Origin of the sequence: Aquisalinus flavus, from assembly GCF_014640095.1 — a bacterium.
Classification (GTDB): Bacteria; Pseudomonadota; Alphaproteobacteria; order Caulobacterales; family Parvularculaceae; genus Aquisalinus; species Aquisalinus flavus.
Window position 1 is genome coordinate 805,691 of the sequence record NZ_BMGH01000001.1, and the last position, 13,993, is coordinate 819,683.

General features: G+C 61.9%; 9 protein-coding genes. 8 read left to right on the forward strand and 1 reads right to left on the reverse strand.

Going from position 1 to position 13,993, the window contains the following annotated elements:
- Positions 1–97: 97 nt before the first annotated feature.
- From IEV88_RS03690 to IEV88_RS03705, 4 genes are all read left to right on the forward strand, one after another.
- A complete protein-coding gene (locus tag IEV88_RS03690; protein ID WP_188159924.1) occupies positions 98–1,756 on the forward strand; it encodes a sodium:solute symporter in 1,659 nt (552 codons plus the stop codon).
- 67 nt (positions 1,757–1,823) lie between these two features.
- Positions 1,824–3,320 (forward strand): L-arabinose isomerase, encoded by a 1,497-nt coding sequence (gene araA / locus IEV88_RS03695; RefSeq protein ID WP_188159925.1) that lies wholly within the window; start codon positions 1,824–1,826, stop codon positions 3,318–3,320.
- Between the two features lie 70 nt (positions 3,321–3,390).
- Positions 3,391–4,083, forward strand: coding sequence for an L-ribulose-5-phosphate 4-epimerase (locus IEV88_RS03700; protein WP_188159926.1), 693 nt, complete (start codon positions 3,391–3,393; stop codon positions 4,081–4,083).
- A gap of 30 nt (positions 4,084–4,113) precedes the next feature.
- A complete protein-coding gene (locus IEV88_RS03705) occupies positions 4,114–5,766 on the forward strand; it encodes a ribulokinase (RefSeq protein ID WP_188159927.1) in 1,653 nt (550 codons plus the stop codon).
- Between the two features lie 2 nt (positions 5,767–5,768).
- Here the strand turns inward: IEV88_RS03705 and IEV88_RS03710 are convergent, their stop codons facing one another.
- Positions 5,769–7,424 carry a right-handed parallel beta-helix repeat-containing protein gene (locus IEV88_RS03710; RefSeq protein ID WP_188481195.1) on the reverse strand — a complete coding sequence of 552 codons (1,656 nt, stop codon included), beginning with the start codon at positions 7,422–7,424 and terminating at the stop codon, positions 5,769–5,771.
- Positions 7,425–7,683: 259 nt separating this feature from the next.
- Between IEV88_RS03710 and IEV88_RS03715 the strand changes: the two genes are divergently transcribed.
- From IEV88_RS03715 to IEV88_RS03730, 4 genes are all read left to right on the forward strand, one after another.
- Positions 7,684–10,476, forward strand: coding sequence for a TonB-dependent receptor (locus tag IEV88_RS03715; protein ID WP_188159929.1), 2,793 nt, complete (start codon positions 7,684–7,686; stop codon positions 10,474–10,476).
- Positions 10,477–10,480: 4 nt separating this feature from the next.
- Positions 10,481–11,797: an alginate lyase family protein gene (locus tag IEV88_RS03720; RefSeq protein WP_188159930.1), complete on the forward strand. Its 1,317-nt coding sequence runs from the start codon at positions 10,481–10,483 to the stop codon at positions 11,795–11,797.
- 144 nt (positions 11,798–11,941) lie between these two features.
- A complete protein-coding gene (locus IEV88_RS03725) occupies positions 11,942–12,766 on the forward strand; it encodes a 2-keto-4-pentenoate hydratase (protein WP_188159931.1) in 825 nt (274 codons plus the stop codon).
- 148 nt (positions 12,767–12,914) lie between these two features.
- Positions 12,915–13,979 carry a LacI family DNA-binding transcriptional regulator gene (locus IEV88_RS03730; protein WP_373291174.1) on the forward strand — a complete coding sequence of 355 codons (1,065 nt, stop codon included), beginning with the start codon at positions 12,915–12,917 and terminating at the stop codon, positions 13,977–13,979.
- Positions 13,980–13,993: the final 14 nt, after the last annotated feature.

The window sequence follows — 13,993 nt, forward strand, 5'->3', positions numbered from 1 at the left end:
GTTAAAAGAGGGCACCAGCGGAGCAGCTGAAAACTAAACAAAAACAGCCGGATCGGCTCGCGGGCACGGTCTGGCATCCGGTTAGAGGGATGGGAAAATGAGTTTCGGAACGTTGGATTGGGCCGTGTTGGGCCTCTTCATGCTGGCCTTGCTGGGCATCGTTGTGTGGGTGGCGAGGCAGAAGGACGACGACACGGAAGATTACTTCCTCGCCGGACGCAATGCGACATGGCTCGCGATCGGCGCGTCGATCTTTGCTTCCAACATCGGCTCGGAGCACCTGGTCGGCCTTGCCTCTGCCGGTGCGCAAACCGGCATGGCGCAGGCGCACTGGGAATTCCATTCCTGGATCATCATCATTCTCGCCTGGGTGTTCGTGCCGTTCTACTGGCGCACACAGATCTTCACGACGCCCGAGTTCCTCGAGAAACGCTATTCCTCCGAGACGCGGACCTTCTTCTCGTTCATTTCGCTCGTCGCCTATGTCATCACCAAGGTATCGGTGACGGTCTATGCCGGCGGTATCGCCATCCAGGAAATCTTCGGCATCGACACGATGTTCGGGGTCGATTTCTTCTGGATCGCGGCGCTGTCGCTGATCGTGATCACCGGTGCCTACACCGTCATCGGCGGCATGAAGGCCGTGTTGTGGACATCCGTCCTGCAGACGCCGGTCCTCCTGCTCGGCTCGATCATCATCCTGTTTGCGGGCCTGACGCAGCTCGGCGGCGGCGCCGGCCTGTTCGAGGGCTTTGCCGAGATGAAGCGGATCAATGGCGATAACATGCATCTGTTCCGCCCGATCGACGATCCCGACTTCCCGTGGCCGGCCGTGGTCGGCGGCTCGGTGATCATCGGCCTGTGGTACTGGTGTACGGACCAGTACATCGTCCAGCGCGTTCTGTCCGCCCGTGACATGAAGCAGGCCCGTCAGGGTGCCATCTTCGGCGGTTACCTGAAACTGCTTCCGGTCTTCATCTTCCTCGTGCCGGGCATGATCGCCTATGCGCTGGCACAGAAGGGCATGCTCGACCTGTCCGGCGGTCCGGACACGGCGTTCCCGGTGATGGTGCGCGAGATGCTGCCGGTCGGTATCAAGGGCATCGTTCTCGGCGGGGCCATCGCCGCGCTGATGAGCTCGCTTGCCTCGCTGTTCAACTCCTCGGCGACGCTGTTCACGGTCGATTTCTACCAGCGCATGGTCAAGGACAAGTCGAAGAAGCATTACCTTGCCGTTGGCCGCTGGGCGACCATCGTCGTTACCGTGCTCGGCGTTCTCTGGGTGCCGGTACTGCGCTCCGGCCTGCTCGGCGACAACCTCTATGAAGCCCTGCAGCGGGTGCAGTCGCTGATAGCGCCGGCAATCGTCGCCGTGTTCTTCCTCGGCATCTTCTCCAACCGCATCACGCCTGCCGCCGGCTTCTGGGGACTGGTCGCGGGCTTTGCCGCCGGCATGCTCGGCCTGTTCCTGCAATTCGTGCCTGCGATCGCGCAATCGAACGTCCTGTTCTCGTGGGTCGCGAATATGAACTGGCTCTATTATTGCTGCGTCCTCCTGGCCTTCACCATCGTCGTGATGGTTCTCATCAGTCTCGTCACCAAAGCGCGGTCCGATGACGACCTTGACGGCCTGACCTACAAGTCGATCACACCGGAGCAACGGGCTGAGGTTAAAGCGTCGGTCAGCAAGTGGGACTATATCAACTCCGCCATCATTCTCGGCATCATCGCCGCAGTCTACATCGCCTTCTGGTAGGGGAGGGTAAGTGTTCTCACTCGCCATTCCCTGCCATCTGACATCTGTAATTTTTTAGAGGCTCGTCATGTTACCGTCTGATTTGAAAGCGCATAAACTCTGGTTCGTTGTCGGCAGCCAGCATCTGTATGGCCCGAAAGTGCTCGAGCAGGTCGAGCAGAATGCCCGCGAGATCGCCGGGGCGCTCGGCCAGTTGCCGTCGATGCCGGCAAGCCTGGAGTTCAAGGCGGTGGTCACGACGCCGTCCGAAGTGCTGCGGGTGATGAAGGAGGCGAACCAGTCCGACGAGTGTGTCGGCCTCGTCCTGTGGATGCACACTTTTTCGCCGGCGAAAATGTGGATCGCCGGGCTGACGCAACTGCAAAAGCCGTTCCTGCATCTCAATACCCAGTTCAACCGCGATATCCCGTGGTCTGAAATCGACATGGATTTCATGAACCTCAACCAGTCTGCCCATGGTGACCGGGAGTTCGGCTATATCTGTTCGCGCCTGCGCATCGAGCGCCGTGTCGTTGCCGGCCACTGGAAGGACCCGTCGGTGCAGCAGCAGATTGCCGACTGGAGCCGGGTCGCCATCGGCAGGCATACGCTGCGCACCACGCGCATCGCCCGCTTCGGTGACAATATGCGCCGCGTGGCGGTGACCGAGGGTGACAAGGTCGAGGCGGAAATGAAGCTCGGCGCAACTGTCGACGGCTATGGCCTCGGCGACCTGGCCGAGCGGGTCGATGCTGTCAGCGATGGCCGCGTGGAAGAGGATATCGACCGGGTCAGCGAGCTCTACACCGTGCCGGGCGATCTCGCCCGCGGCGGCGATCGTCACCAGTCGCTGATCGATGCGCTGCGCATCGAGCTCGGCATTCGCGATTTCCTTCAGGACAATGATTACCAGGGTTTCACGACCACGTTCGAGATTCTGCACGGGCTGAAACAGCTGCCCGGTATCGGCGCCCAGCGCATCATGGCCGATGGCTATGGCTTCGGTGCCGAGGGCGACTGGAAGACGGCGGTGCTGGTGCGCACCATGAAGATGATGGCGCACGGGCTCGATGGCGGCACGTCCTTCATGGAGGACTACACCTATCACCTCGACGAGAACGGAACCTGCGTGCTCGGCTCGCACATGCTGGAGATCTGTCCGACCATCGCCGCGGACAAGCCGCGCCTTGCCGTGCATCCGCTGGCGATCGGCGGCAAGGAAGACCCGGTGCGGCTGATCTTCACCACGCCGGAGGGTCCGGCGATCAACGTCTCGATGATGGATATGGGCAACCGCTTCCGTCTCGTCTGCGGCGAGCTCGACGTGCTGCACCGGACAGAGAGCATGCCGAAACTGCCCGTGGCGAGCGCCTTCTGGAACACCAAGCCTGATTTCGCGACCGGTACGGCTGCATGGATCCAGGCCGGCGGGGCGCATCATTCGTGCTTCTCCATGTCGCTGAAGACGCACCAGATCCGCGATCTCGCCGAAATGGTCGGGATCGAGCTGCTGGTCATCGACGGTGACACGACGATCGACAGGTTCAAGGCCGAGATCAGGGCCAACGAGGCGTACTACAAATAGGCCGTATGCGCTCTATGTCCTTGTATGGAAGTATCGGGCATGGAGCGGTAACGCGGAAAGGAGTGCGATCATGAGCTCTCTTGAAGAGATGAAGAAACAGGTGTTCGAGGCGAACATGGCGCTGGTCGGCCATGGCCTCGTCATCCTGACCTGGGGCAATGTCAGCGGCATCATGCGCGCGGAGGGGATCGTCGTGATCAAGCCCTCCGGCGTGCCCTATGACGAGATGAAGGCCGAAGACATGGTCGCGATCGATCTCGACGGCAACAAGGTCGAGGGCAAGCTGAAGCCGTCCTCGGATACCGCCACCCACCTTGTACTCTACAAGGCGTTCAAGGAAATCGGCGGGGTCGCGCACACTCATTCGACCCATGGCGCGGCCTGGGCGCAGGCGGGCATGTCGATCCCGCTGACCGGCACGACCCATGCGGATTATTTCTCCGACGCCATTCCCTGTACCCGCGACATGACACAGGCAGAGATCGAAGGCGAATTCGAGAAGACCACCGGCGATGTCATCGTCGAGACCTTCGGCAATCGCAATCCGATGCATATTCCGGGCGTCCTGGTGAAGAACCACGCGCCTTTCACCTGGGGCAAGAGCCCGGCGGAGGCGGTGCGCAATTCCGTGGTGCTGGAAGAGGTCGCGAAGATGGGCGCCATTGCCCACAGCCTCAACCCCAATTTATCCATGAATGATCACCTGACCCGCAAGCATTTCGAGCGCAAGCACGGCCCGAATGCCTATTACGGTCAGGGCTAGATCGACCCTGAGACCGAACGGAGCAATCAAGTGAGCGAGCAGAAACTAGTCCTCGGCCTCGACTATGGCACGGATTCGGCGCGCGCCTTCCTGGCCGACGCGCTGACCGGGGAGACCCTCGGCATGTCGGTCGCGCCTTATGAGCGCTGGAGCCGGCGGCTTTATTGCGAGCCGGCGAAGGACCAGTATCGTCAGCACCCGCAGGACTATATCGATGCGCTTGAGGCGAGCGTCGCTGATGCGCTGGCCCAGGCGGGCGAGGGCGCCGGACAGAACGTCGTCGGCATCTCGTTCGACACGACCGGGTCGACCCCGTGCCTCGTCGACGAGGCGGGCATCCCGCTCGCCCTGCGCGATGATTTCGCCGAGGAGCCGGACGCGATGTTCGTGCTGTGGAAGGACCACACGGCGATCAGGGAAGCCGAGCATATCAACACCCTGTCTAAGACGTGGAACACGGATTATCTGAAATATGTCGGCGGCATCTATTCATCCGAGTGGGTGCTGGCGAAGATGGCCCATGTGCTGAAGGGCAATGACAGGGTGCATAATGTGGCGCGCGCCTGGATCGAGCATTGCGACTGGATGCCGGCGCTGCTGACCGGCAAGGTCGAGCCTGGCGAGGTGCGCCGCGGGCGCTGCGCGGCAGGTCACAAGGCTTTGTGGGCGGAAGAATGGGGCGGCCTGCCGGAAGACGGGTTCCTGACCGCAATCGAGCCGCGCCTTGCCGGCTATCGCGAGCGTTTTTCTGCCGAGACCTTCACCAGCGACAAGCCGGCCGGGACGATCCTGCCGGAATGGGCTGACAGGCTGGGGATTTCGCGCGAAGCGGTCGTCGGCATCGGCGCGTTCGACTGCCATATGGGCGCGGTCGGCGGCGAGGTGCGGCCGGGCAGTCTGAGCCGGGTCATCGGCACCTCGACCTGCGATATCATGATCGCGCCGGAAGAGACGATCGGCGGGCGGACCGTCGCCGGCATTTGCGGGCAGGTCGATGGCTCCGTGGCGCCCGGCTATATCGGGCTCGAAGCCGGCCAGTCGGCCTTTGGCGATCTCTATGCCTGGTTCGCCGATGTGCTGGCCTGGCCTTTGAAGAACCTGATGGACGACCAGGCGGCGGCCGAGGCCGTGCGCGAGAAACTGATCCCGGCCCTGAGCAAGGCAGCCGAGAAGATCGCGCCGGAAGAGTCCTCCGTCATCGCCGTCGACTGGATGAATGGCCGGCGCACGCCCGATGCGAGCCAGGCGGTGAAGGGCGCGATTGCCGGCCTGTCGCTCGGCTCCGACGCGCCGCGCATCTTCCGGGCGCTGGTCGAGGCGACGTGCTTCGGCTCGCGCGCCATTGTCGAGCGCTTCCGCCGTGAGGGCATCGCCATTGACGATGTCATCGCGCTGGGCGGCGTTGCGCAGAAATCGCCGCTCGTCATGCAGATCATGGCCGATGTGCTGAACATGCCGATCCGGGTCGCCCGGTCGGAACAGACCTGTGCCCTCGGCGCGGCAATGTTCGCGGCGATTGCCAGCGGCGTACACAAGTCGGTCGAGGAGGCGCAATCCGCCATGGGGCAGGGCTTCGAGGCGGAATACACGCCCGACCCGGCGCGGGCTGCATGGTATGACAAGGTCTACCAGCAGCACTATGCGCCATTCGGCCAGTTCATCGAGACGACGCTTACCGCCTGATTTTACTGACCGGCGGTGCGCTGCTGTAGCTGGTAGCGATAGAGCGAGGGCGCATTGGTGACCGGCTGGTTGATGAACTCCGTATAGGGAGCAGGACGGTAGTCCAGCGCGAACGCGCCATTGCCGGAGAGGCCGATGATGCGGGCATTCGGGCCTTCGGCGAGGCCTTCCAGCACTATCGTTTCGTCCGTCGCCTCATCCATGACCAGCTTGAGGTTCCAGGTGGTGTTGAACGCGCCATGGCCGGGCTGCCAGTAACCGGCACCGCTGCCATCCCAGACCGGAAAAGTCAGCTTTCCGTCCTTCTCCACGGGTGTGATGTGGAGGGTGACATTGTCGAACAGGTTCTGGTGGTTGGCACCGGCATGCTGGTCGAGCACGGGTTCGTCGAACACTTCCGTGTCGAGATAGACCGATTTGGTCGACTGAGTGTTGAAGCTGAGATCGTGCAGGACCGGATTGCGCACGGTCAGCCCCTCGACCAGCATGTTATGGCAATTGCCAATGTGCACGGAATAATGGGCCATGCGCGTGCCGGTCGTTTCGATATCCCTGATCGTCACGCTGGCGCTGTCATAGGTGAGGATACCGCTATCGGCATTGGCGATCTCGACATCGCTGATCCAGCTGTTGAAGGCGCTGGTCAGATAGATGCCGTTATAGCCCTGCTCGACATGGTGGCCGAAGACGAGGGCAGGGGGAAATTCGAGGCGCAGGCCCTCTATGCCGATATTGCTCAAATGGTCCCACTGCGAAGCATAGGCAGGCAGGTCGGCACTGATGTCGTGCAGTAATGGATCGGCAATGGTGACCATGTCGCCGTCGATCGCCTCAATGCGGGTCATCTGGCGGGCGAGGGCGCGGTCATGATAGGTCCAGTGATGTGATCCGACCTCGATATCCGGATCATTGTAGATCTCGTCGATCAGCGGGCCGTCCTCGCCGGCACGATTGAACCATTGCACCTGGACGACGTCGCCGGCGGACAGGCTGTCATTGTTCTCCATACGGATGGTGCGCTCGCCGCGGGTGCCTTCGGCCAGGGTCGCCAGCACATTGGCGGGCGCGTCATAGCGCGGCAGGTAGCCGGCAGGGCGGCCATCGGGGACCTTGACCCAGATCATGCCGCCGCTCCAGGAATATTCCGAGAAGAGGACGTCGAGGTTCTTGTCCGTTTCGACCTGGCGCTTGTCGAGCTCGACAATGTATTCTCGCAACTCGTCGAGCGCATCCGATTGGTCGATCATGGTGAGCGGGCGGGGGAAGTGCAGTGTCGTGCCGCCTTCACCCGAGCCGGCGCCTTTCAGGATGAAGTCGCTGCGGTCGATGAACAGAATGTCGGACAGGATGAAGCGTCCTGCCGGAAATTCCACGGTCACGGGACCCTCTATATCCCGCGCGGCCTCGAAGGCGGCGAGGACGGCGCGGGAGTCGTCGATCTCGTCATTGGCGACGGCGCCATGGCCGGTGACGCTGATGACGGTGCCGGTTTTTGCCGGCAGCGGCGCGGTTCCGAATTCATACCCGGCATAGGAGAAATCGGGGAGATAATTGCCCGTTCCGGACGCCATGCCAGTCAGGATTTCGGGCAGGTCAGCCGGTTGCTCATCGGCCCGCGACGAGCAGCCCGTCATCAGGGCGAGGCTGGATACAGCCATGAGAAAGGGCTTCAAGCTATTGAAATTGATCGGCTTTCTTGTCTCTTGATGGGTCATTCCGGTTTCCTCCGCGTTGCTTATCGGCAACATTTTTTGTTCAGTTTCCGGTTTTTTGTGCCTTTGGGAAAGAATTTCTCGTTTTCGCTCTTGCCCATATTTTGCCACCGGTGACATAGTCATTGTTACCGGTGGCAAAATCATAATGCAAAACAATTTTTTGCCGAGCGGGACAATGATGAAGTTTCTGGGAGGAAATGAAATGGGCAAAAACACACGCCTGACAAAAAGTCTCAAATGGTTTGCCATGGCCTCGACGGCTGCGGTGGCCGTCAGTGCCGGCGCCGCTTTCGCGCAGGACGACGAAGAAGATGTGATCACCATCAAGGGCGAGCTGCGCCAGTCGCTCGAGGAATCCCTTGCGGTCAAGAAGAACAATGAAGTCGTCTCCGACGCGCTGGTCGGCGTCGAGATCGGCGACCTGCCGGACCTGTCGATCGCCGAAACGCTGGAGCGGATCACCGGCGTGACCTCCGACCGGTTCAAGGGCGGTGCCTCCGAGCTGTCGGTGCGCGGTCTCGGTGCCTATCTCGGGTCCTCTGTGATCAATGGCCGCGAAATCTCTTCCGGCTCCGATGGTCGCGACGTCAATTTCGGCCAGTTCCCGTCGGAGCTGATCGGCGGCGCCGTGGTCTACAAGTCGCAGCAGGCGAGCTTCGTCGAAGGCGGTATCTCCGGCATCATCGAACTGCAGACGCTGCGCCCACTGGAATACGGCAAGCGCCGCTTCCAGGTCCAGGGCCTGCTCGGTTACAGCGACTATGAGCAACGCGTCGCCGAAGGCCAGGATTTCAGCAAACGGATCACCGGGTCCTACACGGACCAGTTCGAGACCGGCATCGGCGATATCGGCATCGCCATTGGCGGCCAGATTCGAGATGATACGGCGCCGGAAGATATCTACACCTCTTCTTCCACTTTCCGTCCATGCAATACCATTGAAGGGATAGACGGGAATAACAATTGCTCCTTCGATCCGGATGGCGGCGCAGCCGACACCTATTTCGTTTCCAACCAGTATATCTATCGCGCCATGCAGACAGAGTCCGACCGCGACGCGATCATGGCCAATGTTCAATGGCAGCCGAACGCCCAGTGGGACATCAATCTCGATGCCCAGTGGTCCGACCGCTCCGACATCGAGAAGCGCGGCAACCTCGTCATCGCCGATGGCCGCCGCGATATCGTGCCGCTCGATATCTCCGAGAGCGGTGCGCTGAACGCCTGGACCACCGAGACGCGGATCGAGAACCAGTCGGTCTGGCGCGTGCGCGACGAGACCTATACCGGGTTCGGCCTCAATGCCGAATGGAGCGGTGACAATCTCGTTCTGTCCGGCGATGTCGGCTACTCCAAGACCGAGCGCCGCCAGGACGAGCTGGACATGCGCATCCGCACCAATGATCGTGTTATCGCACAGCTCGACAGCCGCGGGGAAAACATTCCGACGCTGACCTTCCTCGATGTCTCCGATGTCGAGGATGATACCGGGCTGACATTCGATCTCGACAATCACGACCTCTATGACAATGGCGCACGGGCGCGCCGCCGCCTGGAGAATATCGATGACGAGATCCTGGCGGTGCGGTTCGATGGCGAATATTTCCTCGAGGGGAATTTCTTCACCTCGCTCGAGGCCGGCGTGCGCTATGCGACCCGTGAGCGTTTTCACGATGATGGCATCGACGCGACAGTGGGGCTTGTGGAGGATAACTACTTCAGCGCCGCAGCCATTGCTGCCCGTCGCGACAGCTTCATCGTCGAGGACCTGTTCGAGGGAGCCGACACGCCGATGGAAGGCATGACCTGGGCAACATGGAACCCGGAGGAGCTGTTCATCGCCCTGACCGGGTCGCGCGATGCCGGCCTGCCGACCGGGTCGACTCTGTCGCCCAGCGATACCGACGTGAAGGAAGATACTTTCGCGGTCTATGCCCAGGGTAATTTCGAGACGGAGATGTTCTCCCTGCCAGCCTATGGCAATATCGGGCTGAGGGCGATCAAGACGGAAATCGAGTCGGTCGGTATCAGCTCGGCGCTGGCGACCTCGCTCGGTGATGATCCGGACACGGTGATTGTCGAGCCGGTGGGCGATCCGATCTCCAATGTCGAGGAGAATGATTTCTGGTCGATCCTGCCCAGTGCAAACCTGACGCTGGAAACAAGCGAGACGACGCTGTTGCGCTTTGCCGCCTATCGCGCCCTTGCCCGCCCGGACATGGAGGCGATGTCGGCGGCCCTGTCGTTCGACGACAGTGCCGACCTCGACAGCATCGCGGCGATCGTATCGGCCAGCGGCAATCCGTTCATCGAGCCACTGGAATCGACCAATTTCGACATCTCCTATGAATGGTATTTCGATGACGACACGGCATTCTCTGCTGCGTTCTATGCCAAGCAGCTGGAGACGGGTATCGAGACGGTTCAGGAAACGGTTGTGCTCAATGTCGATGGCACGGCGACGCCGGTGCTGATCGGCCGGTCGGGTAATTCCGACGAGTCGAGCAGCCTCATGGGGATCGAGCTGAGCTTCCAGCATGTGTTCGATCACCTGCCGTCGCCGTTTGACGGTTTCGGTGTCAGGGCAGGGCACAATTATGCCGACTCCGATTTCGAGTTCCCCGACCCGACCATTCCGGACGGCACCAACGCGCTGGCCGACTTCACCAAGCCGGCGAACATTCCCGGCTACTCGCAAAACTCGACGAACCTTGCCGTGTTCTGGGAAAAATACGGCGCCAGCGTGCGGCTCGCCTACAAGGCGCGGTCGAGCTATTTCAAGCCGTTCCGCAACGACGCCAACCGCTATACAGAAGCCCAGGACTTCCTCGATTTCTCCGCATCCTATGATATTACGGACGCGATCCAGATCCGCTTCCAGGGCCTGAACCTGCTGGACGAGCCGAACATCTTCTATCGTCCGACCAACGACAGTCTGGCCCAGGCGGACTATAGCGGCCGTCGCTTCTTCGTCGGTCTCAGAGGCAAGTTCTAGCGCCATGACCGTCGCTCCCCCGGTGGGAGGTGTCCGCAAGGCCGGCTCCCGCCCCTCCTTCCTCTTGCCGATAGCAGCCACGCTGCTATCGGCCTTTTCTCCCGCCGCCACGGCGCATGCCGCTCAGCCTGCGGAGGAAACAGAGGTAGCAGACACGATGGCTGCGTGCCGCGAGGCTATCGGCGAGACGACGCTGGTCTGGCGGCCGGCCAACCTGGCGGCGGCGCGGGCAGCGGTGATTGCCGATGACCCGGATGCGCTGTTTGCCCTGAGGGCGCTCGTCGCCGAGGCCGACGCGGCGCTCGGCAACGGGCCCTATAGCGTCACCGACAAGACCGATCCCGCGCCGAGCGGCGACCGGCATGACTATGTCAGTATCGGGCCCTATTGGTGGCCGGACCCGACCCGCCGGGACGGCAAGCCCTATATCCGCAAGGACGGGCAGGTCAACCCGGAACGGGACGGGCCGAATTTCGACCGGACACGGTCCGGTGCCCTCGCCGACGATGTGCCGACGCTGGCGCTGGCGGCGTACTTCACCGGCGATGAGCGCTATGCGGCGCATGCAGAAAGGCTGTTGAGGACGTGGTTTGTCGACGAGGCGACCCGCATGAATCCGGATTTGCGCTACGCTCAGGCCATTCCGGGGCGGGTCGATGGACGCGGCATCGGCATCATCGATACCCATCGCTATATCGACATTGTTGACGCGGTGTTGCTGCTCGAGGCCATCGGCATGCTGGACGAGGAAACCGTCTCCGGCATGCGCGGCTGGTTCGATGCCTATGCCGACTGGCTGGTGACGAGCGAGAACGGCCAGGAGGAGCGCGGCGAGGAGAACAATCACGGCACCTGGTATGATGCCCAGCTGATGGCATTCTCGCTGTTTTCCCACGATTGTGCCGAGGCGCAGCGGGCGTTCAACCATACGCTCGCCCGTATCGCGGCGCAGATCGACAGTGATGGCAGCATGCCGCATGAAAAGGACCGTACACGCTCCTTCCACTATCACAGCTTCAACCTTGAAGCGTTCCTGATCGTGGCGCGGCTGGGCGAGCATCTGGGCGCCGACATGTACACCTATCAGTCGCCGGAAGGCAGCTCGCTGATCGGGGCGATCTCCTTCATGGCCAAATATGCCGGGCGCGAGCAGGAATGGCCGTGGCAGCAGATCGGCGAGCCTGCCTTCGATGCCAACTGGCGAAACCTGCGGCGGGCATCGGTGATCTATAGCGATGAGGCGCTGGCGCGGCTGACCGCGAAGGCGGCTGGCAGGGATCCGGCGGACCGGATCCTTCTTTTGACGTGGCCGGAGGAGTGAAGTTCGCGATCGGGCGAAACGGCCCGGTCAGCCCGGAAAATCGGGATTAAGGCGTTGCATGACGGTGGAATAGCGTTACCATGCCACCGGTTGCATAAATGTGGAGTTTCCTGCAGAGCAGGGCTATTTGAACCGAGATTTGTTATGAAAACCAGAACCTTGCCGCAGCAGGATATCAGCCGGAACATGCGCGATATCTCTGACAGCTTCACTGCCGCACGCCAGCAGGCGAGGGGCCTGGCCGACTTTCCCGGCGCGCTGCCGGAAACGCTGGAAGAGGCCTATGCGATCCAGTCCATGTCGATCGCCGCGTGGCCGGATGAGGTGGCTGGCTGGAAAGTCGGCATGGTGCCGCCGGACTATCGCGCGCGGTTTGCCGACAGCAGGCTTGCCGGGCCAATCTTCAAATCCTCCGTGCACGTTTATGGCGGTGAACCAATCGCCATGCCGGTCTTCGCAGACGGTTTTGCGGCAATCGAGGCGGAGTTCGTGTTCATCATCGGGCGCGATATCGCCCCTTCGCCGCAGCCGCTGAGCCTGGAGCAGGCAGCGGAGTATGTCAGTGCCCTTCATATCGGTGTCGAGATCGCCTCCAGCCCGCTGCCAACCATCAACGATTTGGGCCCGACCAGCATCATCAGCGATTTCGGCAACAATGCCGGGCTGATCATCGGGCCTGAGATCGCCGGCTGGCAGTCGATTGCCCATGAGGACCTGCCGGTCCGCGTGGTGATCGACGGCGGCGAGGCCGGCAGCGCCAACGCGTCGGCGATTCCCGATGGCGGGCCGATTGCCGCGGTCGCCTTCCTTATACCGCTGCTTGGCCGGAGGGGGATAAGACTCAAGGCCGGCGATGCGATTTCCAGCGGTGCGGTCACCGGCGTGCATCAGGCACCGGTCGGTGCCGTGTCGCGCGCCGATTTCGGCGCATTCGGCGCCATCGATCTGTCGCTGGTCGCGGCTGGCTGAAGCGCGCTGCTGCCCCGCGTCCGGCTTTCCCCCTATAGCTTGCCCGACTGAGCCAAACAGCGTAACAGATTGACTTACCTGCCAGTTTGTCATGCTGGCCAAATTGTTATGCCGGGAAGGCCAGACGGTGAGCACTGAAGACGAGGCGATAGATCCGGTCGCGGCTGCCGAGGCATGGCGCCAGCGATACGGGCCATCCAAGAAACCGACGATCAACGATGTCGCAAGGATCGCGGGCGTGTCCAAGCGCACCGTGTCGCGGGTGATCAACAAGTCACCGCTGGTGAAAGACAAGACCCGCAGCGAGATCGGCAAGATCATCGACATTATCGGCTTCTCGCCGGACCCGCAGGCGCGCGGGCTCGCCTTCCGTCACTCCTATCTGATCGGGATGATCTACGACAACCCGAACCCGCAATATGTCGTCAACATGCAGCAGGGCATCCTGAACGGGCTTAAGAACAGCGGACACGAGCTGGTCGTGCATCCGTGCAACCGCGACAGCGACAGCTTCCTGCAGGATGCGCGGCAATTCGTCGAGCGCCAGAAGCTGTTCGGCGTGATCCTGACGCCGTCAGTGTCGGAGGATGAGCGCATCGTCGCCATGCTGCGCGAGATCGGCTGCGCCTATATCCGCATCGCCTCCGTCGCGCTGGAAAACAACGCCAACATGATCGTGTCGAACGACCGGCTCGGCGGGCGTGAGGCCGGGCGGCACCTGGCAAAGCTGGGCCACAAGCGGATCGGTTTCATCTCCGGCAAGCCGTCCTTCCGGTCGTCCCATGAACGCCGCCTCGGGTTCGAGGAGGGGCTTGCCGAGCACGGCCTCGAACTCGATCCGAAATTCGTGCGCGAAGGGGCGTATACGTTCCAGTCCGGCCTCGACCGGGGCAGCGAGCTGCTGCAGCTCGATCCACGGCCGACGGCGATCTTCGCCGCCAATGACGAAATGGCTGCAGGCCTGTTGCAGGCGCTGCGCGTTGCCGGGCTGACGGCGCCAGACGCGCTCTCGGTCGTCGGCTTTGACGACTTCCAGATCGCGATCAGCGTCTGGCCGCGAATCACCACGGTGCACTCGCCTGTCACCCGGCTCGGCGAACTGGCGGCGGAGAAGCTGCTGCTGCTCAAAGAGCAGGAAACGCCCGACACCAAAGAGGGAGAGAACGTGCCCTGGCTGGTCGAGCGAGAATCTTCGGGTCCGCCAGCTAACTGATTGGAATATCTGGA